We start from the raw sequence: 23,472 nt of genomic DNA, 5'->3' as shown, positions 1-23,472 counted from the left end.
GAGAGAATTGAGACCCGGAGCCGGGTATCGGGTTGCTCGCGCTTTGAGTCCGGAATACCTCAGCTAAGTGGCGGAGCACAGCATGAAAGAACAGCGCAAATCGGAAAAAATCGTGGCCTTTGTGATGGCCGGCGGCGCGGGCAAACGGCTCCGACCATTGACGAACGAACGCTGCAAGCCGGCGGTACCTTTCGGAGGACGCTACCGCATGGTGGATTTCGTTCTCAGCAATCTGGTCAACTCCGGCATTCACTCCATCTACCTTTTGGTGCAATACAAGCCGCAAGGTTTGATAGAACACGTGCGCAAGGCCTGGACCATCTCGCCCTTGTTGCCGGACCAGTTCGTTACGGTGGTGCCGCCCCAGATGGAGGATGGGAAAATTTGGTTTAAAGGAACCGCCGATGCTGTCTACCAAAGCATCAATTTGATGCGCATTCATCGCCCCGACCTGGTTGCGGTGTTCGGGGCCGACCATATTTATCGAATGGATGTGCGCCAGATGGTGCGATTTCACCGCCAATGCCAAGCGGACGTCACAGTGGCGGCATGTCCCGTCCCCATAGAAGAGACGGCCAGTTTCGGTATCCTGGAAGTGGACGACGAGGCTCGAGTGCGCGGTTTCGAGGAAAAGCCGGATCGGGGTAAACCGATGCCCTCGGATGCCACCAGCGCGTATGCCTCCATGGGAAATTACCTGTTCAATACCGAGGTATTGATAAATGCGCTGGAGGAAGCGCACCAACGCGGGGAGACGGATTTCGGCCATCATGTGCTGCCACGCTTGCTGCAGACTCATCGTCTGTATGCCTATGATTTCGCCGACAATTACATCCCCGGCATTCGAGCTTATGAAGAAGTGGGATATTGGCGGGATGTGGGCACCCTGGATGCCTATTTCGAGGCGCATGAAGACTTGCTGGGTCGGGAGCCGCGTTTCCAACCCTTCAACCCCCAATGGCCGATTTTTTCCAGTCATTACCAAGGACCCGTCGCCCAGGTGTTCAACAGCAGCATCGACAACAGTCAGATCGGCGCCGCCGCCTTGGTGGACAATGCCACCATACGCAACAGCATCGTCCGGCGCGAGGCGGTGATCGAACCCGATGTGGTATTGGAGGATTGCATTATCATGGATTACGTGCGTATCTGCCGAGGCGCCCGCTTGCGCCGGGTCATCGTCGACCGGCACAATACCATTCAGGCGGGTTCGGAGATCGGTTATGATCACGCAGCGGATAGAAAACTTTATGAGGTCACCCCGGGCGGGGTGGTGGTGGTGCCCAAGGGAAGCCCGAATTATTTCGCGCGCAATTGCCGCGGCCGGGGGTTGGGGTACGGCGAGTAAATCGTCTTTCCCGGTATTTGTAGGGGCGGTTTTATTATCGTGTTATTTGGCTTCTGCCGCGGCGAAAGAAACCGCACCGGGCGATCAAGATTCAGCCCCGGAAATCGGGGTTTTGCTTTCCTCGAAGCGAGCGGTTTCCCGCCACACCCTGACCACGCCCACCCGCGCCATCGAATATCAAGCCACCGCGGCATCGCTCACCATTCATGACGAAAAAGGCGAGGCGAGCGGCCGGATTTTTTATATCGCGTATACCGCCGACGATTCCGAATCGGCTCGCCGACCGCTGACTTTCGTATTCAACGGAGGGCCGGGAGCGGCGTCGGCCTATCTCCACCTGGGCGCCTTGGGGCCGCAGCGAGTCGTCTTCAATGACGATGGAACGGTGCCGCCCCGGACGCCGCGGCTAGAAGACAATCCCCTGAGTTGGTTGGCGTTCACCGATTTGGTGTTCGTCGATCCCATCGGGACGGGCTACAGCCGGATGATTCCCGCCGAAGCAAAGAAGGCAAGAGCCCGGAAAGACAAATCGGCCAAGGACAAGGCCCATGGCGAGTCGCCCTGGGGTGTGGCGGAAGACGCGCGTTTCCTGGCGCAATTCATCCGTCTGTATCTGACCCGGGAGGAGCGCTGGTTGTCTCCCGTCTATCTGGCCGGCGAGAGCTACGGCGGTTTCCGGGTGGCGCGCTTGGCGAAGTTGCTGCAAAGCGAATTCGGAATCGAGCCCGGGGGCTTGGTGATGATTTCCCCCGCCTTGGAGTTCGGATTGTTGTGGGGCGGAGAGCACGGTTTGCTCTCCTGGGCCGCCTTGTTGCCCACCTATGCCGCGGTGGCGGCGTTTCACGAACGCGGCGACGATCTTCCCGGGACGGGCAAGGATCTTCGAACCCGGCTGGCAACAGTGGAGGATTTTGCTCTGTCCGGGCTGTTGACGGGGCTTGTGCGCGAGAATGCCGCGGAATCGGATCTGTGGAAGCGTCTGGCCGGTTATACCGGGCTGGATCGAGAAACCGTGCGGCGCTTTCGGGGACGCATCCCTCCGGAACGCCTGGCCAAGACCCTGTTGGCCGATCGCCGACGCTTGGTCAGTCTCTACGACGGATCGATCACCCTGATCGATCCGGATCCGGCAGCTTCCGTCTTGAGGGCAAGGGACCCCTATTTGACCCGAATCAACGCGCTGCTCACCCCCACCTTCAATAGCTACATCCAAGACGGATTGGGGTTCAAAACGGATCTGCGCTACCGCTTGCTCAACGAGGAAGTGTTCGAATCCTGGAATTGGCGCTCGGGATTTCACGGCCAACAGGGATACGCCGGCGTGATCGAGCAATTGAGAACCGTGATGAGCCTGAATCCCGCATTGCGCCTATGGATCGTGCATGGTGTCTACGACCTGGTGACCCCTTATTTCGGCTCCGTCATCGCCGTCAATCAGATGGGCTTGGACCCGGCGGTTCGGGAAAACGTCCGGATCGATGTCTACCAAGGGGGCCACATGCTCTATTTCCGCCGCGATTCGCGGGAAAAAATGTATCAGGACGCCCAGCGATTTTACAGGGACTCGGATCAATCGCCTTAATCTTCTCAATTAGATCCACCCTCATCCTAACCTTCTCCCGCCAGCGGGAGAAGGGACGCTTCTTGAGTCATTCCGAGTTCAAAGGTGTGGGGTAAGGCTTGCGGGGATGTTGGCGACCCGGATGGTCGCCATCAAGCCCCCAAGGAAGGGTCCACGGCGTTCCCCGCAAGCCTTGCACCACGCCAATACCCATGCCTATAAGAATCGTTTTAATGTTCCCGTTTTCAGTGTAAAGTGGCATAAAGCAATCCGCGGGAGGTGTGCCGATGGGCGGGGTGCAGATCTTCTGGGACCCGGGCGGGTTCGAACTGGATAGCCTGGGGCGGAATAAATTGACTCGCATCACCGACGGGGACACGCCCTTCGTCGAGCTGTCGATCCGGATGCTCAGTATCGACACCCCGGAAGTGCATTATCCGGGCAATGCCAACCCGGCACGCCACGATGAAAATCTTCGGCAATTGGCCGACTGGCTCCAGGCGGGCAAGGCACCCGTCGAAGACGATTTGGCTGCCTATCTCCACCCCAAACTGAAAACGGGCGAGGCGGGTACGCTTCAACGCCAGCAAGGAGAAGCCGCCACCCGGGCTTTTCAGGCATTGCTCGAGCAAAAGTTGGCAAAACCCAACGGCCGCAAGCGTTCCCTGTTCCTGCGCGCGGCGGACGAACCCTTTGACCGCTACGGTCGGCTTTTGGCCTATATCGCGCCGTCCTACAGCACCGAGGAACGTTTGCAAATGACCTTGCTGGAGCGAGCCACCTTCAACCTGCTGTTGGTGGCCGAAGGATGGGCGGCGCCGTTTCTCATCTATCCCAGCCTGCCTCAATACCGCGATCTGGTGCTGTTCTGTCAACAGGCCCAAACCGCTTACGAAGAACAGCGCGGCATCTGGCTCGATCCGAACACACTGGCCGGCTATGAATTCCGCATGGCCTACAAGCTTTGGAAAGTCACCCGCGATTTGGAGCGCGGCCGGCGCCTCGGCTCCAGCGAGCGCAACGCCTGGATCGACCGTTACTGCGCCGATCTGACGACTCGCGAAGTCTTCGAACCCCAACGCTATCACCGTATTCCACCGTATCACCGCCTATTCCTTTGGCCGTTCGATGTCAAGGAGGCGGTGGGACGATTAAATCTGCTTCCCGGACCGGATTGAAGGAGGTCGTGATGCCCGAGTCATTGTTGATGCAACCAGCCCCGGTGGAATTCATCCCCGAGGACCGGGGTCGAGAACCCGAAGCCGGTACGGCCCTCTGTCTGTCGGGCGGCGGTTACCGGGCGATGCTGTTTCACGTGGGCGTGTTGTGGCGTTTGAACGAACTGGGGTATCTGCCTAAATTGGACCGCATTTCCAGTGTCTCCGGCGGCTCCATCACCGCCGCTCGCCTGGGACTCAAATGGTCGAATTTGGGATTCGATGCCAACGGCGTCGGTCAGGCCTTCGAGGCGGAAATCGTCACCCCCGTTCGAGCCTTGGCCCGCCAGACCTTGGATGTGAAGTCCGTGTTGACCGGACTGGTCTGGTTCGACACCATCGGCGAGCGCGTGGCCAAGGCCTACCACAAAAATCTCTACGGCGAAGCCACCCTGCAGGATTTGCCCGACACCCCGCGCTTCGTGATCAACGCCACCAATCTCCAGTCCGGCGCCCTGTGGCGGTTTTCCAAACCCTACATGGCCGACTGGCGGGTGGGGATGATCCGGCATCCAACCCTGCCTTTGGCCGATGCGGTGGCCGCTTCCTCGGCCTTCCCGCCGGTGTTGTCCCCTTATCGGCTGAAGCTCGATCCCCCGTCCTTCGAGGCCGGTTCCGGCGCCGATCTACAGCGCGAACCCTACACCCGTCGGGCCATTCTGAGCGACGGCGGGGTGTACGACAATCTGGGCTTGGAGACCGCCTACAAACGCTACGATACGATCCTGGTCAGCAATGCCGGCAAGAAGATGGCTCCCGAACCCCGCCCGGCGATCGACTGGGTGCAACAAAGCATCCGGGTCAGCAGCGTTATCAACAATCAGGTTCGGTCCCTTCGTAAACGCAGCTTGATCGAATCCTACAAGAACAAGTCCCGCAAAGGCGCCTATTGGAGTATCCGCGCCGACATCGGCGACTATCCGGCCCCCCATGCCTTGGTGTGCCCGCTTGATCGAACCGAGGAACTGGCCAATATTCCCACCCGCCTCAAGGCCATGCCGGAGGGACTTCAAGCGCGTCTGATCAATTGGGGGTACGCCGTCACCGATGCCGCCTTAAGAACTTTTGTGGATAAGACCCTGCCGCCCCCGGCGGGGTTTCCCTATCCGGGTGGGGTTTGAATGGCGGATTGCGCGGTTGGGCCGGAATACCTAACCCAAGCTTTCGATCGAGGGATGAATTTGCTCCATAACGGCGGCCACGGCCGCGGCGCGAGTGGCGACCCCCAATTTTTCGAAAATGTGTTCCAAGTGTTTGTTCACGGTGCGGTGACTGATGCCCAGGATCTGACCGACTTCGCGATTGGTTTTGCTGCGTGCGACCCACATCAAAATCTCGGCTTCGCGAACGGTCAGTCCGTATCCTTTTTGCAGGGAGCCGAGTTGCCAATCCATGCTGCGTTGTTGCAGCAAGAGTAAATATTCCTGCTGGTTCGGACGAAAATCGCCATTTGCGATCCAGCGATGATCGCCCCGCTGGAAATTAAAAGATTCTCGATCCGCCTCTTTGGCCTTTTCAAGCTGTCGAAGCATCCATTCGGCAAGCGGTTCGGGGAGTTGCGCGGCGGCCGGATGCCACTCCGTATTTGATGTCTCGGAGAGTTTTTCCAACCAATCCACGGCCGCCGGAGTAATCCAGGTGATCCGGCAGTCGGCATCGACCGCAACGGCGGCGAATCCGCCTTGTGAAAGCGCCGCTTCCGCTTTGCGAATAAGCTTGGCTTGGGCCAATTGAGCGGCTACCCGGGCCAACACTTCCTGGTGGCGGACGGGTTTGACCAGATAGTCCACCGCCCCTTCGCCGAATCCTCGCAGCAGATCGTCCAGTTCGCTCAAGGCGGTCATGAAAAGGATGGGAAGGGTTTTGGTCGCAGGATTGGATTTGAGCCGCCGGCAGGTTTCGAAACCGTCCATCCCGGGCATGACCACGTCCAGAAGGAGCAGGTCGGGGGAGACGAGGCGCAGTTGCTCCAGCGCCTGGCTCCCATCGGTGGCGACCAGTACCCGGTAACCCGCGTCTTCCAGGGCGTCGGATAAATAGGCCAGATTGGCGGGGGCGTCGTCCACAATCATGACGGTTTCCGCGCTTTCCCGATCATATGGATTCATGGGGTTTCCTCGAGTAGCTGCTTGATATCGCCCAAGCGGAATTCTTTGATTAGGGACCGCAGGTGGCGGGCGAAAGGAAGATGGCGCTCGTCCGCTTCCACCAATCTGTCCAGTTGCCCCGACAATCCCTTGAGATCGCCGATCCGGGCGCAGGCGATCAAAGCATCCAGGTTTTTCGAATCCGGTCGAAGCCAGGGCGCCTCGGCGGGCGGGGGCGATTGTTCGGGCGGGTGAAATGCGCCAGAAGGATGCGAAGCCGGGGATGGCGGCGCATCAAGGACCCAGTCGAGCCCCTGGTGCAGTTTGAGTTTATGCAGAAGTTCGGTCATTCTAATAGGTTTGGCCAAAAAATCGTCGGCTCCGGCGACTCCGGCCTGATGCCGATCTCCGTGGTAAGCGTTGGCGCTGACTATGACGATGGGGGTTTTGCAGCCGTCAGCCCGCAATTGATGGACGGTATGGAAACCATTTATGCCCGGCATCGCGATGTCGAGCAGAATCAGATCGAATGCTTCTTTCTGGACTCGGACGAGGCATGCTTCTCCGCTGCCGGCTTCCCGCAGCACGAATCCCAACGGTTCCAACACCGACTTCAGCAGTTCGCGATGCTCCGCTTGATCGTCCACCACCAGGATTTTTCGTCGGGCTCCGTGGTAGCCGACGATTTCGTCCTCGGGGATCGCGACGTCGGCGATTCGGAGTTTGGGCAAAAAGAGCCGAATCGAAAATGTGGAACCCCGGCCTTGCGTGCTTTCCACGCTCAGCTCGCCGCCCATGATATGGGTGAGAATCTTGCTCAGAGTGAGACCGAGACCGCTGCCGGGGGCGGCGTTGCTGCGGCCGTTGCTCAGCCGTTGAAAAGGAAGAAAGATGGTTTCCAATTGATCCCCGGGAATCCCCGGTCCGGTATCGATCACTTGGAAGCGGGCGATTTCTCCGCTGTAGCCGATCCGCAGCAGGATTTCTCCTCGATGGGTGAATTTCACCGCGTTGCCCAAGAGGTTGATCAAGATCTGCTGCACGCGCTTTTCGTCGCCGCGGACTCGGGCGGGCAGGGGATCGACGATCTGGCAGCGGAAGGCGAGTCCCTTGGCTTCCGCCTGGGGCCGGAACATGCGGACCAGTTGCTCGACGAATGCGGGAAAATCCATGGGTGTGGGTTTGAGCTCGAACTTGCGCGCTTCGATGCGAGCGATATCCAGGATGTCTTCGATCAGGGTGGCGAGGTGCTCACCGCTTCGCAGCATGATGTTGACGGCATCCCGGCGATGGGACGGAATCGAGGGATCCTTGCGAAGGATTTGGGCGTAGCCGAGAATGCTGTTCAAGGGAGTGCGTATCTCGTGGCTCATATCGCTCAGAAACCGGCTCTTGGCTTGATTCGCCCGGTCGGCGGCTTGCATGGCCTGCTGCAGCTTTCGGTCGGTGACGCGGTGTTCTTCGATTTCCTTCAGCAGAAGCCGGGTCTGTTTGCCGGATTCCTCCTGAGCCGTGCGGCGACTCTCGTTGTTGAGCACGAGCCACCACGCGGCAAGCCCCAGGAACACCAGCAGCGCCGAATAGACCTTGAGAAAATTGCCGTAAAGTGTGCCGGCGACTCGAGGGAATGGCGCCGCCGCAAGCAGGTCCTGGTAATAGATGACGCCGATGAAGATCCCGGTGAGGACGGCGAGAATGACGTAGACCAGGGCGAATTGAACCAGGCGCAGCTTGAAGTGGCGGGATAAGCGTCCGGGCAACCAGCGGCCGGCGATCCCCATGAGTTGATCGGCGAGCCGCGCGCCCGGCTTGCAGGCGTCGAGACAGCGCGCCTCCAGGGTGCAGCAGAGGGAACAAATGGTGCCCCGATAGGCGGGACAGTAGGCCTTGTCTTCCGGTTCGAAGGCATTGCCGCAGATCGAGCAGCGGGCATCCAAGTCGGCGGCGTCGACCGGCGGGCGGCTTGCCGTGAATGCCTGGGGGCGCGTCCCATAGGCGATGAAGGGCGGCAGGACGAAAGCGGCGGCGAGCGCGATCAAGGCGGAAAACGCCTGCGCCAAATTACCGAACACGCCCAAATAGGCGGCGATGGACAAAACCGATGCCACCAGGGTGGAAATCACGCCCACCGGGTTCAAATCGGGCAGATGCGCCCGCTTGAATTCCGCGTGGGGCGGGCTCAGCCCGAGGGGTTTGTTGATCGTCAGATCGGCCGCCAGCACACCGATCCAGGCGATGGCGACGTTGGAGAACAAACCCAGAACCCGCTCCAGGGCGTTGAATACGCCGAGTTCCATGAGGAGGAGAGCGATCGCCACGTTGAACACCAGCCAGACCACGCGCCCGGGATGGCAATGGGTCAGGCGCGAAAACAAATTGGACCAGGCCAGGGAGCCGGCATAAGCGTTGGTCACGTTGATTTTAATCTGGGAGACCATCACCAGCAGGATGGTCGCGGCGAGCATCCAATCGGGATCGTGGAAAACGTACCGGTAGGCGGTCAAATACATTTGGGTCGGTTCGTGGGCATGCTCGGGAGCGATGCCATGCCCGATGGCGATATAGGCCAGCAGCGCTCCGCCGAACTGGCGGGCCATTCCCAGGAAGATCCAACCCGGTCCCGCCATGATGACTGCCGTCCACCAGCGCTTCCGGTTGCGGCGGTTTTTTTCCGGCAGGAATCTCAAGAAATCCACCTGCTCGCCGATTTGGGCCACCATCGCCAGCGCCACGGTGGTGCCCGTTCCGAATTGAATCCAATCGAATCCGCTCTCCCTGCCGTTCGTTCCCGAAAAACTGGTCAATCCCGTCCATGCCTGCGGCTCGCGAAATAGGATGGCCACGTAAGGGGTCGCCAACAGGAGGAGCCAAACGGGCTGGGTCCATAGTTGAAGTCGATTGATGTTGGTGATGCCGTAGGTGACCAGGGGAATGACGATGATCGCGCTGATCACGTGCGCCGCCGCCAGGGGAATGCCGAAATAGAGCTCCAGGGCCAGCGACATGATCGAGGCTTCGAGCGCGAACAAGGTAAAGGTGAAGGAGGCGTAAATGAGGGAAGTGAAAGTCGACCCGATGTAGCCGAATCCGGCCCCGCGGGTCAGGAGATCCATGTCGATATTGTAGCGGGCCGCGTAGTAGCTCACCGGAAAGGCGGTGAGAAAAATGATCGCCCCGGCGGCCAGAATGGCCCAGCAGGCATTGGTGAATCCGTAGTTGAGGGTCAGGAAGCCGCCGATGGCTTCCAGCATGAGGAAAGCGATGGAGCCGAAAGCGGTGTTGGCGACCCGAAATTCGGACCACTTGCGAAAGGATTTCGGCGCGTAGCGAAGCGCGTAGTCCTCCAGCGTTTCATTGGTGACCCAGGCGTTGTAGTCGCGGCGCTCCTTCAGAATGGTTTGACGGCCTAGCTCTTCCAATCTCGATCGTTTGTGTTGTTGTTTTGGAAGATATAAGCAATAAGTGCACCAACCATTTTCCCTTCGCCGGGGAAAGGCGACAGAGTGCGTTCGGGCAGGGTCTCCCTTATTTGGTGCAAAGTGCCCCTAAACGGAGCTTTCTAAAATGGAAGCGCTGCCGCCCTGATTCTTATTTGCGTTCGTAGCCGAAATCAAGGATCACCGGGCTGCCTTGATTGTGGATGATGATCCGCTTGCGTTCCGTTGATTCGGTGGTGGGGGGCGATCGATGGCGAGAAGCATCGGTTGCCGGCGCCCTTGCCGGGGAGGAATCCTTCGCCGGAGGCGTGTTCGAGACGGACGCCGCAGGTGCCGGTTTGGACGGTTCCGATTTAGACGGTTTCGATTCCGGCACGGATTCGATCCGAATTTCGGGCACCCATTGTGGCTCCTCGCCTCCGGCTCGGGGCAATCGCTCCTTGCGGGCATTCAGATGTTCGAGCAGATTGAAACAGACCGTGGCGATGTGGTCGGCATAGATCGCCAATTGCTCCCTTGAGCCGCTGTCGGCTTGGCCGGGGTCGGTATGAGCCACGAAATCCATGAACAGAGAAGCGCTTTCGTCCGGCCGATCGGTGGCGCGCAAGCTGCAGGTGACCGGGAGAACATTCGCTTTTTGAAATGCCAGCGCCCGTGGGTTCGAATCGCCGAAGCTGAGGGAAAAACCGGCCGGCGTGGCCTTTTTTTCCATGCGGCCGATGCGTGCCTCCAAAACGTGACTGGCTGCTTTTTCCCCTTCGGTGGGATCGTCCACTTCGACCGCAAATCCCGATGCGGCGAGTTTGCGGCTGACCGCCTTTTCCAGTATTTGCCGATCCGGCGCCTCGAGCCGAGTGGGGCTGTTCGGGGCGAGCCGGAAGACGATGCCTTGGATCGCGTCGGCGCGGGGCAGTGTCCCTCGGTGTTGGGGTCCCGTAGCGCAGCCGGCCGTCGTCAGCACGAATATCAGCCAAAAGAATTTTCGCATCCGCTCCTGTCCTGACAAGTGTTGTGTGATTAGGTTCTGCTGACTTATGGGATGTTCCCGACGCTCTCCCGGCAACTATCTACACAAGCCACCGGTTTCGCTTCGTCTTCCGGAAAGCACTGTAATGCCCCACGCGGTGCGGCTCCATACGTCATTTGACTTATTGTGACCCGGCTCTCCCGGCAAGTTTAATGATCGCCAAGCTCACGCCGGGTTGGCGGTCGCGAATGCCGGCTCGGTCTGAGAAAGCACAGCCGATTTTCATCTTCACCGAGGTCTTTCAGCATGAGCCGACATTTCAAAACAAGGGTCGATCGCCGCCGATGTACCACTGCGGTTGCCGCTGTGGCGGTGGCGACATTGGGTTATACGTCCACTTCTCAAGGGGGGGCGACCTTCAAGATCGACGATACCAAATGGATCAGCGTAGGCGCCGGGCTGCGCACCAGCTTCACCGCCACGGAAGACGCTTCGCCCAATCGCAGCGAATGGTCCAACGACTTCAACATCGACAACATCCGGCTTTACGTCAACGGTCAAATCCATAAGTACTTCAAGTTCGAATTCAACACCGACTGCCAGACGTGCAACGACGGCGGGGAGGTGCGCTTGCTCGATGCGATCGGCAAATTCGAATTCCATCCCATGTTCAATATCTGGATGGGCCGCATGCTGGTACCCGCCGAACGGCGGGAAATGAACGGTCCCTTCTTCAGCGCCGTGTACAACATTTTCGGTGCGGGAACGCCGTTCGAGCCCGCCGACTTCAATCTCACCATCAAATCCGACGGCACCTCCGCCGGTTCTTTCGGCCGCGACGACGGGGGGACCATCTGGGGGGCGTTCTTCGACGGTCGTCTTCAATACGCGGCGGGCTTCTTCCGAGGCCTTCGGGGAGGTGCCAACGGCGACGACAACATTTTGTTCGCCCAGCGGGTCGCCTACAACTTCTGGGACGTGGAGAAGAATCCGGGCTACTACACCTCCGGCACCTACTACGGCCATGGGGGCGACATCCTGACCCTCGCGGTTTCCAACCAATATCAGAACGACGGCGCCGGCATTTCCAGCGACCCGGGGGACTTCCGCGGCACCTCGGTGGACGTGCTGATGGAGAAGGTGCTCCCCAACGAAGGGGTGCTGACTTTCAACGGCGAGTACAAAAACTACAACATCGACGGCTTCGGCGTCGAATCGCGCATGGCGGTCAAGCGCGGCGACGTCGACGGTTTTGCCATGTTCGAGGGCAACGCCTACGACGCGAGCCTCATGTATCTGTTCCCGGACCAGGCCTGGATCGGTCAATTCCAGCCCTATGGGCGGCATGTCTGGGTGTCGCCCGACAACAGCCCTAACCGGGATATGTGGGAGGCCGGCGTCAATTACGTGATCGACGGCCACAACGCCCGGGTGACCTTGCTTTGGGAATACGGGGATCTGCTCACCAAGGGCCTGGATTACACCCCGACGGCCAGCGGGCAGTCCATCCACGCCGTGAAATTGGGCCTGCAATTGCAAATTTGATTTCGATTCAACCTGCAAGCGAAAGAGGAAATCCTATGAAGACCTTAAGTAAATATTTGTTGCCGAGTTGGTTGGTTTTTGGCCTGTCCTGGGCATTGATGGCTTCCGGACCCGCAGCGGTCGCCGGAGAAACGATTAAAGTGGGGATCCTTCACTCCCTGTCGGGAACCATGGCGATTTCCGAGACCACCCTCAAAGATGCGATGTTGATGCTGATCGAGGAACAGAACAAAAAAGGCGGGGTTCTGGGCAAGAAGATCGAACCGGTGGTGGTGGACCCCGCCTCCAACTGGCCCCTGTTCGCCGAGAAGGCGCGCGAGTTGATCGAAAAGGAAAAAGTGGCGGCGATCTTCGGCTGCTGGACCTCGGTCTCGCGCAAGTCGGTGCTGCCGGTGGTGGAAGAACTCGAGGTGCCGCTGTTCTATCCGGTCCAGTACGAGGGCGAGGAGTCCTCCCGGTACGTCTTCTATACCGGCGCCGCCCCCAATCAGCAGGCGATTCCCGCGGTGGACTATCTGATGAACGAACTCGGGGTGAAACGCTGGGTCCTGGAAGGCACCGATTACGTCTATCCTCGCACCACCAATAAAATCCTGGCGGCCTATCTCAAATCCAAAGGCGTCAAGGCGGATGACATCATCGTCAATTACACGCCGTTCGGGTTCTCCGATTGGCAGTCCGAAGTGGCCCGGATCAAGCAATTCGGCGCTGCGGGCAAGAAAACCGCGGTGGTTTCCACCATCAACGGCGACGCCAATGTGCCGTTCTACAAGGAACTCGCCAACCAGGGCATGTCCGCCGAGGATATTCCGGTGGTGGCGTTTTCCGTGGGCGAGGAAGAACTGTCGGGCATCGATACCAAGCCCCTGCTGGGCCATATGGCGGCCTGGAATTACTTCATGAGCGTGGACACGCCGGCCAACGAGGAATTCATTTCCCAATGGCATCGCTTCGTCAAGAATGAAAAACGGGTGACCAACGATCCCATGGAGGCCCATTACATCGGCTTCAACATGTGGGTGAAAGCGGTGGAAAAGGCCGGTACCGCCGATCCCGAGGCGGTGGTCGATTCGATGGTCGGCGTGGTCGCGCCCAATCTGTCCGGCGGTTACGCGGCGATGATGCCCAACCACCACATCACTAAGCCCGTGTTGATCGGAGAGATTCAAGACAACGGCCAGTTCGCGGTGGTTTGGCAAACCCCCGCCGAAGTGCCCGGGGACGCCTGGTCCGATTATCTCTCCGACAGCAAGGATTTGATCTCCGATTGGCGCGCTCCGCTGGGGTGCGGTAATTACAACGTGAAATCGGGCCAGTGCTCGGGCCAGAACTATTAGTAGGGGCAGGCCCCTGTGCCTGCCCACGTTCAGGGCAACCACGGAGGGTTGCCCCTACGGACGGGATGGTTTACCGCAAACGGCGCATCCTCGTCGGACAGCGGATCGGTTGCCCCTACGGGCGAGGGATGGTTTGCCCCCCATCACGCATATAGGGGCGGGCCCTTCCCTTGTGCCTGCCCCGTTCAGGAAAAGCGAAGGGGTTACACCGACAGATTAACCGGGAAAATCCATGCAGACAGTCAATTTCCATCATCATCCTTGGCATCGTTCGTTCCCAATCGGCTTGGGATGGGTGCTCATGCTGGCGATTCTGACCGCGCAAGCGGCGGACCCGACGTCCGGACAGGCAACCCTGGGAAAGGTGCTCGAAGGGCTCACCGTGAGAAGCTTCAGCCAGAAGAAGGCGGCGGTCAAGAACCTCGCCGCGGTCGACCATCCCCGCGTGCTTCCGGTCATGAAGGCCCTGCTCGAAGGGGACCTGTATTACCGCAAGATCGGCCGGCAGGTATTGATTTTGCGGTCCCGGGACGCGGAATACGCGATTTATGACGCCGTCACCGGCGAATCCCTCGGCAGCGGGGACAAAAAAGGTCTGTCCAAGATCATCATCAACAACCAGATGCGTGTGATTCTTCGCGATGCGATCGCCCGGCTGAGTCTCGCCAGCGAAAACGCCGGCGTCCGCCTGGCGGCGGTGGAGGAAATGTTCGATCGCCTTTCCCCCGGGGATGCCAAGCTGCTCAGGGACATGCGGGAAACCGAAAGGCATCCCGAAGTGCTCGAGGCGATCGACACCGGCCTGGCCCTGGAGGCTTTGGACAGCGGCGACGAGAATCGGCGCCTGGCGGCGGTGGATACCTTATCCCGCAGCGTCAATCGAACCGTGCGCAACCGCTTGAAGCAGTTGCTCGAGTCGAACCTCGACGGGTCTCCCCGCGAGGCCAGCGCGAAAGTACGTGCCGCCGCCCGGAAAGCCCTGGCGGCCATCAATCAGCGCCTGGAAATGTACGCCATGGTGCAGACCGGTTTTTTCGGTTTGAGCCTGGGATCGGTGCTGCTGTTGTCGGCCATCGGCCTGGCCATCACCTTCGGGGTCATGGGGGTGATCAACATGGCCCACGGTGAAATGATGATGCTGGGCGCGTATACGACTTATCTGGTCCAGCAGTTGATGCCCGGCTGGATCGACGCTTCGGTGATCGTCGCCATTCCGGCCGCTTTCGTGGTATCCGGATTGATGGGAATCGCCGTCGAACGGGGCGTCATCCGCTACCTCTACGGACGGCCCCTGGAGACGCTGCTCGCTACCTTCGGCATCAGCCTGCTGCTGCAGCAGCTGGTGCGCACCTTGATTTCGGCGCAAAACGTGGCGGTCGAAAACCCCGCCTGGATGAGCGGGGCGTGGGAAGTCAACGCGGCGCTTTTCCTGACCTACAACCGGCTCTACATCCTCGCCTTTTCTCTGTTGGTCTTCGCGGCGCTGTTCTTGATTCTCAGGCAAACCGATTTCGGCCTCCAAATACGCGCCGTGTCACAAAACCGCGCCATGGCCCGCGCCATCGGCATTCGCAGCAACTGGGTGGACGCCGCCACCTTCGGTCTCGGATCGGGGATCGCCGGGGTGGCGGGCGTGGCCTTGAGTCAATTGACCAATGTGGGTCCCAATCTGGGCCAGTCCTACATCATCGATTCCTTCATGGTGGTGGTGTTCGGCGGGGTGGGAAACCTCTGGGGAACCCTGGTCGGCGCGTTGGGACTGGGGCTGGTCAACAAGCTGCTGGAGCCTTGGGCGGGGGCGGTGATGGCCAAGATCCTGGTGCTCGTGTTCATCATTCTGTTCATGCAAAAGCATCCGCGCGGTTTATTTCCTCAACGTGGACGTTCGGCGGAGGATTGAGTCATGCAGGGATTCGACGTGCTTAGAGACTGTTTACAAACTCGCTTTCCCATATTGGAGGAGAAGCCGGGGGATTGCCTGAAGGGCGTTCGCGACCGGGATGGTCGCGATTCGAGCCCCCAGGGAAGGGTTCAAGGCGTCCCTGAAGGCAATCCCCCGGCTTCTCCTACTAGGGCGTCAAGGGGTGTTTGGAAACAGCCTCTTATTCACCGTTTCGCCGCCGATCGCGGTGGCTTGATTATGCTGGCGGTGCTCGCCCTGATGACGGTGGCGGTGCCGGTATTGAATCTGATCGTGCCCGAGGGGTCGGGCCTGCATCTGTCCACCTACACGGTGACCTTGTTGGGCAAGTATCTGTGCTACGCCTTGCTCGCCCTGGCGCTGGATCTGGTCTGGGGTGCGGTGGGCATCTTGAGTCTGGGGCACGGCGCCTTCTTCGCCCTGGGCGGCTACGCCATGGGCATGTACCTGATGCGCCAGATCGGTTCGCGCGGTGTCTACGGAAATCCGATACTGCCCGATTTCATGGTGTTCCTGAATTGGAAGGAATTGCCGTGGTATTGGTACGGCTTCGACCATTTCTGGTTTGCCATCGTGATGGTGATGCTGGTTCCGGGATTGCTCGCCTTTTGCTTCGGCTGGTTCGCCTTTCGTTCGCGGGTCACCGGGGTCTATCTCTCGATTATTACCCAGGCCATGACCTACGCCTTGATGCTGGCTTTCTACCGGAATGAAATGGGCTTCGGAGGAAACAACGGCCTCACCGACTTTAAGGATATTCTGGGATTCAGTCTTCAGGAAGATGCGACCCGCGTCGGTCTGTTTCTGGCGAGCGCCGTCGCCCTGGCGGGGGGATATGTGCTGACGCGCTGGGTGGTCACCACCAAGCTCGGCCGGGTGGTGGTGGCGATTCGGGACAGCGAGGACCGGGCGCGGTTTTTGGGTTACCGGGTCGAGCATTACAAACTGTGGATGTTCGTCCTCTCGGCGATGTTGGCCGGAATCGCCGGCGCGCTGTACGTTCCCCAGGTGGGGATCATCAACCCCAACGAGTTCTCGCCCCTCAACTCCATCGAACTGGTGATCTGGGTTGCCGTGGGCGGTCGGGGGACTCTCTACGGCGCCGCCTTCGGCGCGTTTCTGGTCAACTACGCCAAGACCTACCTGACCGCGGCGTTGCCCGAAATATGGCTGTTCGCCCTGGGGGCGCTGTTCGTGGTCGTCACCTTGTATCTTCCACGCGGCCTGGTGGGATTGATCGAACGGAATCGAGCGGCGAGGGAAACCTCATGAACAGTGCGATGCAGGATTTTTTTCGGCGCGATCGCGTCTTCGACTTCGTCGCTGTACGCAGTCATCCGGTCATTCCGGGGGAGATCGATACCAGTCACGGCCCGATATTGTATCTGGATGACGTGACCGTGAGCTTCGACGGTTTCAAGGCGCTGGATGGATTGAGCCTGTACGTGGACGACGGCGAGCTGCGCTGCATCATCGGCCCCAACGGGGCGGGCAAGACCACCATGATGGACGTGATGACGGGCAAGACCCGGCCGGTGTCCGGTTCGGCCTATTTCGGCCAAACCCTGGATCTGAGCCGGATGAGCGAACCGGAAATCGCCGCGGCGGGCATCGGGCGCAAGTTTCAAAAGCCTTCCGTCTTTCCCGAGCATACGGTCTGGGAAAACCTGCACCTTTCTCTCAAGACCGACAAGCGGGTGTGGCCCACTCTGCTGGCACGCCTGACCGCTGCCCAGCGGGACCGCATCCATGAAGTGCTCGAGACGGTGGGATTGGAGGACGCGAGGGATCGCTTCGCGGGCGCGCTTTCCCACGGCCAGAAACAGTGGTTGGAGATCGGCATGCTGCTGGCGCAGAATCCGCGGGTACTTTTGCTCGACGAACCGGTGGCGGGGATGACCCAGCAGGAAATCGAGCGGACGGCGGATCTGCTGAACTCGCTGGCGGGCGCGCATTCGGTGATCGTGGTGGAGCACGACATGGAATTCGTGCGCGCCATCGCCCGGCGGGTGACCGTCCTGCACGAGGGCAGGGTACTCGCCGAGGGCCGAATGGATCAGGTGCAGGCCGATCCGAGAGTGATCGAGGTTTACTTGGGAGAATGACATGCTGCGCGTAGAAGGATTGGAGCAATACTACGGCCAAAGCCATACTCTGTGGAATATCGGCCTCGAGGTGCCCGATGGAAAGTGTGTCTGCCTGCTGGGCCGCAACGGCGTGGGCAAGACCACTTTGCTCAAGTGCATCATGGGCCTGTTGCCTTCGGCTTCGGGGCGGATCGATTTTGCGGGGGAAGAAATCGCCGGCGCACCCGCCGAATGGCGCGCCCGCCTCGGAATCGGTTATGTCCCCCAGGGGCGCGAGATTTTTCCCCGCCTCACGGTGGAGGAAAACCTGCGCTTGGGTCTGCTTGCCCGCCGGGACGGCGTGCGCAAGTTGCCGGAGCGGATCTTCGAGCTCTTTCCGGTGCTCAAGCAGATGCGGCGCCGGTGCGGCGGCGACCTTTCCGGCGGGCAGCAGCAGCAATTGGCGATCGGCCGTGCCCTGGCCGTCGGCCCCAAACTGCTCATTCTGGACGAGCCCACCGAGGGGATTCAGCCCAACATCGTGCACGAGATCGGCGACATTATTCTTAGGCTCAACCGAGAGGAACGGTTGACGGTTCTGTTGGTGGAGCAGAAACTGCATTTCGTGCGGCGGGTGGCCGACCGATTCCATGTGATGAACAAGGGACGGATCACCGCCGCGGGGGCTATGGAGGAATTGTCGGAGGAGTTGGTACGGGAGTACTTGACGGTGTGAGTATAAAACTCAAGCAGAGTCCCTTCTCCCGCTGGCGGGAGAAGGCAAGGATGAGGGTGGTTCAAATTCAAGGAATATTCCTGATTGATTCCACCCTCACCCCGACCCGCCAGCGGGAGAGCAACCGTGTTTAAAGTCAAGTGTTTTGTGGCTGCCAAGGGGTATTATTTTTCAACATGGCATTCATGATGGTGAGCAACTTCCTCATGCAGGCGACGATGACGACCTTGGGCGGTTTGCCGGCGTTTTTGAGGCGTTCTGCAAAGGCGCGGATGACCGCATTACAGCGTATCGCCGAGATCGTGGCCATGTATAGCACGGCGCGAACCTCGGAGCGACCGCCCCAGATGAAGCGCTTGCCGCGATACTGGCCACTGTCGTTGGCCATCGGCGCCACGCCGACCAGCGCGGCAATCTCGCGCCGGTTGAGGGTGCCCAGCTCCGGGCATTTTGCCAGCAACGTGACAATGGTCACCGAACCGACGCCGGGAATGCTCTTGAGCAGATCGTCCTTGGCCCGCCAGGCGTCCGACTCGCGCAACCGCCGGGTCAGGTCCCGGTCGTTCTGGTCAATCTGCTTGTCCAGCCAGGCGATATGCTTTTTCAGACTGGTTTGCAGCGGTTTCGTCGTGGCTCCCTTCAATCGGAGGACCTCTTGAACCCGGATGCCGATCAACTGCCGCCGCCGGTCCACCAGATCGTCCAACGCGCGGGTGTCCGCATCCTTGAGCGGACGCGCCTGGGGACGGATGGCCCGGGCAAACGCCGCCAGCACCCCGGCATCCACCCGATCGGTCTTGGCCAGCCGGCCACTGGCCTTGGCAAAGTCGCGCACCTGGCGCGGATTGACCACTGCCACCGGCAATTCCTTACCCGCCAAGGCAGACGCAATCTGGGTTTCCAAACCGCCGGTGGCCTCGATGACGATCAAGGTCGGCCCGATCTCTTGCAACTGCAAAACCAGCTGATCGATCCCCTTGGCATCGTAGGCCACCTGCCATACCTGACCTTGAGGCTCGACCGCCCCATCCAGCGTCGCTTTCGACACGTCAATACCAACAAACTGTTCTGCATTCATTTCGTTCATGATTCCCAACCTTGCAAAAATACGGGCTTATCTGCCCAAGCAACCGTCCGGGGTATCCATGAAAACCGGTGCGACGCTCATCGCTCTCCCACGGGCTTGGTGTCCCAAGGGAGTTTCGAACTGCCGCACCGGGCCAGACATAAACCTACTCAAACAACCACTGTCCAGCAACACAAAACATACAAGGGAGGTATTGGTCGATTGCTTTGAACTTGGAATAGGAGGGTTTGCGATGAACTTTCGAGTTTGGGAGATGATAGGCGTATTGCTCATGGCATGCACCCTGGCCCCCGGCGCGGCCTTGGCGCATACCGGGATCGGGCCGACGGGCGGATTCACCGCCGGTCTGGTGCACCCGTTCGCCGGCATAGACCATCTTTTGGTTTTATTGGCGGTCGGCTGGTGGGCCGCGATGATGGGCGGATACGCGCGATGGTTATTGCCATTGAACTTCGTCTCGGCCATGGCGCTGGGAGCCGCCGTTCAGCAATGGGGGATGGTTTGGTCCGAGGCCGAGGTGCTGGTTTCCCTGTCGGTGGTGATGATGGGGGGAGTGCTGTTGCGCAATTGGCGTGCGGCGATGGTGCCCGCGATGATGGGGGTAACGGCATTCGCCCTGTTTCACGGCTATGTGCATGCCGCGGAGATGGGGCATGAAACGGGTGCGATTGCCTACGCCAGCGGATTTTTGACCGCCACCGCGATGCTGCAGACGGCGGGGTTCGGATTGGGACGCTGGACTTGCCGCTACCGCTGGCCGCGTTTGACCTTCGGAATGTTGTGCGCCGGCGTCGGGACGTATCTTTTGACCGGAGTTTAATTCCGGTGATAGCGCTGGCGAACTCGGTAGGGGAAGGTTGGTCGGCCGGCCTCCGGCTGGGTTTCGAGAAGCGCCCGGAGCGCACCGTCCTGGCCGCTCGGCGAAGACATGGCCCGCTTCTGGTACAGCGGCCGTTTTATCCCGAGGGCGGCGTTTGCCATGCCTATCTGCTCCACCCGCCGGGTGGGGTGGTGGCGGGCGACCGCTTGGCGATCGAAATCGAAGTGGGAGCGGACGCGCAAGTGTTGGCCACCACGCCCGCCGCGGGAAAGTTCTACCGCAGCGAGGGAGCGACGGCGCATCAAACGGTGAGTCTGTCGGTGAATTCCGGGGCCGTATTGGAATGGCTGCCCCAGGAAAATATTTTCTATGAGGGCTCCTGTGTGGCGACGGAGACCTGGGTGAATCTTTCCGCCGGGGCCGGATTCATCGGCTGGGAAGGCTTTTGCCTGGGCCGTCCGGCGGCCGGTGAAGGGTTCGAGCGGGGGCGAGTGGGTTTGGGGTGTGCGCTCCGATTGGAAGGCGAGCCGCTGCTCGTCGAGCGGTTCGAATTGAATCGTGAAGCACTGGCGGCGATTTGGGGCCTAAGGGGGAATCCGTGTGGGGCGGCCCTTTACGCCTATCCCGCCACGCAGGATTTAGTGGAGAGGGTTCGGGGCCTCGTCGGCGACAAGGACGGATTCGGCGCGACCCTGGTGGACGGCGTCCTGGTTTGCCGCGGTTGGGGGCGGCGAATGGCCCCCTTGCGACACCTGTTCATGGAGATTTGGAGCGAGATCCGGCCCGATATCGTCGGACGACCCGCGTGTCCACCTCGGATTTGGGCTACGTGAGCCGGTTTGATGTCGAAGCTGCAGAAGTTGAAAAGGAGAGTCGGGGGGAACGCTCCGGGACCGATCGCAGCAAGGATGCTGCGATCGAGCGTACAGGGAGGTATTTACCGCGTGTCCCGGAGCGTTCCCCCCGACCCGTACTCCCCGCCTCCTGATTTCGTCCCTGATGTGAAGCAAGGAGATTGGTATGCAACTGACACCCAGAGAAAAAGATAAGCTATTGCTTTTCACCGCCGCCTTGTTGGCCGAACGGCGCAAGGCCAAGGGGTTGAAGCTCAATCAGCCGGAAGCGGTGGCCTATATCAGCGCCGCGCTGCTGGAAGGCGCCCGGGAGGGTCGCCGCGTGGCGGAACTGATGGACTACGGGCGGACCCTGCTGGATCGAAACGACGTTATGGACGGCGTGGCGGAAATGATCCCGGAGGTTCAGGTGGAAGCCACGTTTCCGGACGGCACCAAGCTGGTCACGGTGCACAATCCGATCGTTTGAGGGAGGAAATGGCATGATACCGGGGGAAATTTTGGTGGCCGATGGGGATATCGAGCTTAACGAAGGTCGGGAAGTCCTTGTCCTGACGGTCGAAAATACCGGGGATCGCCCGGTTCAGGTGGGTTCCCATTACCACTTTTACGAAGCCAATTCGGGGCTCCGCTTCGACCGCGCCCGCGCCCGCGGGTTTCGCCTGGACCTGCCGGCGGGCACCGCGGTGCGCTTCGAGCCCGGGCAGTCGCGCGAGGTGCGCCTGGTGCCCTTCGGCGGCCACCGGCGGGTTTACGGCTTTCAGCAGCAGATCATGGGGGATCTATGACTCGGATCAATCGACAAGCCTATGCGGAAATGTACGGACCGACGGTGGGAGACCGGGTGCGCTTGGCCGACACCGAACTTTTCATCGAAGTCGAGGAGGATCGCACGCTTTACGGCGACGAGGTGAAGTTCGGCGGCGGCAAGGTGATCCGCGACGGCATGGGGCAAAGCCAGGCGGGATCGGATAGGGCGGTGGACACGGTGATCACCAATGCGCTGATCGCCGATCACTGGGGCATCGTCAAGGCCGACGTGGGGATCAAGCACGGTCGCATCGCCGCCATCGGCAAGGCGGGCAATCCGGATACCCAGACCGGGGTGACGGTGGTCATCGGACCGGGCACCGAGGTGATCGCCGGGGAGGGGCAGATCCTCACCGCCGGCGGTATCGATTCCCATATTCACTTCGTCTGCCCGCAGCTGGCGGAGGAAGCCCTGATGTCCGGCGTCACCACCCTACTCGGCGGCGGCACCGGACCCGCTACCGGAACCAACGCCACCACTTGCACGCCGGGGCCTTGGAATATCGGGCGCATGCTCCAGGCCGCCGACGGTCTGCCCGTGAATATCGGGCTGTTGGGCAAGGGCAACGCCAGCCTTCCGCACGCTTTGGAAGAACAGGTTCGGGCCGGCGCCATGGGTCTCAAGCTGCACGAGGATTGGGGAACCACCCCGGCCGCCATCGATTGTTGTCTGGAGGTTGCCGACCGCTTCGATGTGCAGGTGGCGATCCACACCGATACCCTCAACGAATCGGGTTTCGTCGAGAATACCTTGGCGGCGTTCAAAGGGCGGACCATTCATACCTATCACACCGAAGGGGCGGGCGGCGGTCATGCGCCGGACATCATCCGGGCCTGCGGCGAGCCCAACGTGTTGCCGTCCTCCACCAATCCGACCCGTCCCTTTACCGCCAATACGGTGGACGAGCATTTGGATATGCTGATGGTCTGCCATCATTTGGATCCGGGGATCGCCGAGGACGTGGCCTTCGCCGAATCGCGGATTCGACCGGAAACCATCGCCGCCGAGGATATCCTTCATGATTTGGGGGCCTTTTCCATGATCGCCTCCGATTCCCAAGCCATGGGTCGGGTGGGGGAAGTCATCCTGCGGAGCTGGCAGACCGCCCACAAGATGAAGATGCAGCGGGGCAGTCTCCCGGAGGACCCGGCCCGTCACGACAATTTCCGCGTGAAGCGTTATCTCGCCAAATACACCATCAATCCGGCCATCGCGCACGGCATCGCGCACGAGGTGGGATCGGTGGAGGTGGGCAAATTGGCGGACCTGGTGCTGTGGAAGCCGGCCTTCTTCGGCGTCAAGCCCGGTTTGATCGTCAAAGGCGGAATGATCGCGGCGGCGCCCATGGGCGATCCCAACGCTTCCATTCCCACCCCCCAGCCGGTTCACTACCGCTATATGTTCGGCGCCTTCGGCGGCGCCTTGGCGGCCACCGCCATGACGTTTCTTTCCCGCGCCGGAATCGAATCGGCGGTGGCGGAACGATGCGGTTTGCGGAAGATGATCGGCGTCTCATCGGGCAATCGAGAGATCGGCAAGGCCGACATGATTCACAACGATTATCTGCCCCATATCGAGGTGGACCCCCAAACCTATGTGGTGCGGGCGGACGGAGATGTGCTCGCGTGCGATCCCGCCGAGACGCTGCCCCTGGCGCAGCGGTATTTTTTGTTTTGAT

19 protein-coding genes are annotated in these 23,472 nt (G+C 60.3%); 15 read left to right on the top strand and 4 right to left on the bottom strand.

Annotation, left to right across the window (positions count from 1 at the left end; all coding sequences use genetic code 11):
* Positions 1-82: 82 nt before the first annotated feature.
* From H035_RS0109235 to H035_RS0109220, 4 genes are all read left to right on the top strand, one after another.
* The gene (locus H035_RS0109235) at positions 83-1,348 is read left to right on the top strand and encodes a glucose-1-phosphate adenylyltransferase (protein ID WP_022948699.1); all 1,266 of its coding nucleotides are present in this window, start codon (positions 83-85) and stop codon (positions 1,346-1,348) included.
* A 112-nt stretch (positions 1,349-1,460) separates the two neighbouring features.
* Positions 1,461-2,930, top strand: coding sequence for a S10 family peptidase (locus H035_RS0109230; RefSeq protein WP_161624018.1), 1,470 nt, complete (start codon positions 1,461-1,463; stop codon positions 2,928-2,930).
* 266 nt (positions 2,931-3,196) lie between these two features.
* Positions 3,197-4,087, top strand: a complete 891-nt coding sequence (locus H035_RS0109225; protein ID WP_022948697.1) for a thermonuclease family protein — start codon at positions 3,197-3,199, stop codon at positions 4,085-4,087.
* 11 nt (positions 4,088-4,098) lie between these two features.
* A complete protein-coding gene (locus tag H035_RS0109220) occupies positions 4,099-5,247 on the top strand; it encodes a patatin-like phospholipase family protein (RefSeq protein ID WP_022948696.1) in 1,149 nt (382 codons plus the stop codon).
* A gap of 30 nt (positions 5,248-5,277) precedes the next feature.
* On the opposite strand, the gene H035_RS0109215 is transcribed toward H035_RS0109220, so the two are convergent.
* From H035_RS0109215 to H035_RS0109205, 3 genes are all read right to left on the bottom strand, one after another.
* On the bottom strand, positions 5,278-6,234 hold the full coding sequence (locus H035_RS0109215) for a response regulator transcription factor (RefSeq protein WP_022948695.1): 957 nt from the start codon (positions 6,232-6,234) through the stop codon (positions 5,278-5,280).
* Complete coding sequence (locus H035_RS0109210; RefSeq protein WP_022948694.1) at positions 6,231-9,632, bottom strand: response regulator; 3,402 nt, start codon at positions 9,630-9,632, stop codon at positions 6,231-6,233. Before H035_RS0109210 ends, H035_RS0109215 begins: the two co-directional genes overlap by 4 nt.
* Positions 9,633-9,801: 169 nt before the next feature.
* A complete protein-coding gene (locus tag H035_RS0109205; RefSeq protein WP_022948693.1) occupies positions 9,802-10,638 on the bottom strand; it encodes a hypothetical protein in 837 nt (278 codons plus the stop codon).
* Between the two features lie 285 nt (positions 10,639-10,923).
* Here H035_RS0109205 and H035_RS0109200 point away from each other — a divergent pair, with 285 nt between their 5' ends.
* The 6 genes from H035_RS0109200 to urtE all read left to right on the top strand — a co-directional run bounded on the left by H035_RS0109200 (position 10,924) and on the right by urtE (position 18,222).
* Complete coding sequence (locus H035_RS0109200; RefSeq protein ID WP_022948692.1) at positions 10,924-12,162, top strand: hypothetical protein; 1,239 nt, start codon at positions 10,924-10,926, stop codon at positions 12,160-12,162.
* A gap of 35 nt (positions 12,163-12,197) precedes the next feature.
* On the top strand, positions 12,198-13,499 hold the full coding sequence (gene urtA / locus H035_RS0109195; RefSeq protein WP_022948691.1) for an urea ABC transporter substrate-binding protein: 1,302 nt from the start codon (positions 12,198-12,200) through the stop codon (positions 13,497-13,499).
* A 232-nt stretch (positions 13,500-13,731) separates the two neighbouring features.
* Entirely contained in the window at positions 13,732-15,399 is a 1,668-nt protein-coding gene (gene urtB / locus H035_RS0109190; RefSeq protein ID WP_022948690.1) for an urea ABC transporter permease subunit UrtB, read from the top strand.
* A gap of 261 nt (positions 15,400-15,660) precedes the next feature.
* Positions 15,661-16,692: an urea ABC transporter permease subunit UrtC gene (gene urtC / locus H035_RS0109185; RefSeq protein WP_456152368.1), complete on the top strand. Its 1,032-nt coding sequence runs from the start codon at positions 15,661-15,663 to the stop codon at positions 16,690-16,692.
* On the top strand, positions 16,689-17,525 hold the full coding sequence (gene urtD, locus H035_RS0109180) for an urea ABC transporter ATP-binding protein UrtD (protein ID WP_022948688.1): 837 nt from the start codon (positions 16,689-16,691) through the stop codon (positions 17,523-17,525). Before urtC ends, urtD begins: the two co-directional genes overlap by 4 nt.
* A 1-nt stretch (position 17,526) precedes the next feature.
* A complete protein-coding gene (gene urtE, locus H035_RS0109175) occupies positions 17,527-18,222 on the top strand; it encodes an urea ABC transporter ATP-binding subunit UrtE (RefSeq protein WP_022948687.1) in 696 nt (231 codons plus the stop codon).
* 136 nt (positions 18,223-18,358) lie between these two features.
* Here the strand turns inward: urtE and H035_RS0109165 are convergent, their stop codons facing one another.
* Positions 18,359-19,300: an IS110 family RNA-guided transposase gene (locus tag H035_RS0109165; RefSeq protein ID WP_026596449.1), complete on the bottom strand. Its 942-nt coding sequence runs from the start codon at positions 19,298-19,300 to the stop codon at positions 18,359-18,361.
* Between the two features lie 241 nt (positions 19,301-19,541).
* Here H035_RS0109165 and H035_RS0109160 point away from each other — a divergent pair, with 241 nt between their 5' ends.
* The 5 genes from H035_RS0109160 (at position 19,542) to ureC (ending at position 23,471) form a co-directional block, all read left to right on the top strand.
* Positions 19,542-20,129 carry a HupE/UreJ family protein gene (locus H035_RS0109160; protein ID WP_022948686.1) on the top strand — a complete coding sequence of 196 codons (588 nt, stop codon included), beginning with the start codon at positions 19,542-19,544 and terminating at the stop codon, positions 20,127-20,129.
* A gap of 5 nt (positions 20,130-20,134) precedes the next feature.
* Positions 20,135-20,962: an urease accessory protein UreD gene (locus H035_RS0109155; RefSeq protein ID WP_022948685.1), complete on the top strand. Its 828-nt coding sequence runs from the start codon at positions 20,135-20,137 to the stop codon at positions 20,960-20,962.
* Positions 20,963-21,149: 187 nt separating this feature from the next.
* Complete coding sequence (ureA, locus tag H035_RS0109150; RefSeq protein WP_022948684.1) at positions 21,150-21,452, top strand: urease subunit gamma; 303 nt, start codon at positions 21,150-21,152, stop codon at positions 21,450-21,452.
* A gap of 13 nt (positions 21,453-21,465) precedes the next feature.
* Complete coding sequence (locus H035_RS0109145) at positions 21,466-21,771, top strand: urease subunit beta (RefSeq protein WP_022948683.1); 306 nt, start codon at positions 21,466-21,468, stop codon at positions 21,769-21,771.
* Positions 21,768-23,471 carry an urease subunit alpha gene (ureC, locus tag H035_RS0109140; protein WP_022948682.1) on the top strand — a complete coding sequence of 568 codons (1,704 nt, stop codon included), beginning with the start codon at positions 21,768-21,770 and terminating at the stop codon, positions 23,469-23,471. The genes H035_RS0109145 and ureC overlap by 4 nt, the downstream gene beginning before the upstream one ends.
* The last annotated feature ends 1 nt before the right edge of the window (position 23,472 follow it).

The organism is Methylohalobius crimeensis 10Ki (genome assembly GCF_000421465.1).
Classification (GTDB): Bacteria; Pseudomonadota; Gammaproteobacteria; order Methylococcales; family Methylothermaceae; genus Methylohalobius; species Methylohalobius crimeensis.
This window is presented reverse-complemented; position numbering and strand designations above follow the sequence as displayed.

Excerpts from the sequence above, each read along its gene's own strand:
- H035_RS0109215 (WP_022948695.1), bottom strand. The coding sequence starts at position 6,234 with ATGAATCCATATGATCGGGAAAGCGCGGAAACCGTCATGATTGTGGAC.
- urtB (WP_022948690.1), top strand. The coding sequence starts at position 13,732 with ATGCAGACAGTCAATTTCCATCATCATCCTTGGCATCGTTCGTTCCCA.
- H035_RS0109165 (WP_026596449.1), bottom strand. The coding sequence starts at position 19,300 with ATGAATGCAGAACAGTTTGTTGGTATTGACGTGTCGAAAGCGACGCTG.
- H035_RS0109145 (WP_022948683.1), top strand. The coding sequence starts at position 21,466 with ATGATACCGGGGGAAATTTTGGTGGCCGATGGGGATATCGAGCTTAAC.
- H035_RS0109220 (WP_022948696.1), top strand. The coding sequence starts at position 4,099 with ATGCCCGAGTCATTGTTGATGCAACCAGCCCCGGTGGAATTCATCCCC.
- urtE (WP_022948687.1), top strand. The coding sequence starts at position 17,527 with ATGCTGCGCGTAGAAGGATTGGAGCAATACTACGGCCAAAGCCATACT.
- H035_RS0109235 (WP_022948699.1), top strand. The coding sequence starts at position 83 with ATGAAAGAACAGCGCAAATCGGAAAAAATCGTGGCCTTTGTGATGGCC.
- urtA (WP_022948691.1), top strand. The coding sequence starts at position 12,198 with ATGAAGACCTTAAGTAAATATTTGTTGCCGAGTTGGTTGGTTTTTGGC.
- H035_RS0109225 (WP_022948697.1), top strand. The coding sequence starts at position 3,197 with ATGGGCGGGGTGCAGATCTTCTGGGACCCGGGCGGGTTCGAACTGGAT.
- urtC (WP_456152368.1), top strand. The coding sequence starts at position 15,661 with ATGACGGTGGCGGTGCCGGTATTGAATCTGATCGTGCCCGAGGGGTCG.
- urtD (WP_022948688.1), top strand. The coding sequence starts at position 16,689 with ATGAACAGTGCGATGCAGGATTTTTTTCGGCGCGATCGCGTCTTCGAC.
- H035_RS0109200 (WP_022948692.1), top strand. The coding sequence starts at position 10,924 with ATGAGCCGACATTTCAAAACAAGGGTCGATCGCCGCCGATGTACCACT.
- ureA (WP_022948684.1), top strand. The coding sequence starts at position 21,150 with ATGCAACTGACACCCAGAGAAAAAGATAAGCTATTGCTTTTCACCGCC.
- H035_RS0109160 (WP_022948686.1), top strand. The coding sequence starts at position 19,542 with ATGAACTTTCGAGTTTGGGAGATGATAGGCGTATTGCTCATGGCATGC.
- H035_RS0109205 (WP_022948693.1), bottom strand. The coding sequence starts at position 10,638 with ATGCGAAAATTCTTTTGGCTGATATTCGTGCTGACGACGGCCGGCTGC.
- ureC (WP_022948682.1), top strand. The coding sequence starts at position 21,768 with ATGACTCGGATCAATCGACAAGCCTATGCGGAAATGTACGGACCGACG.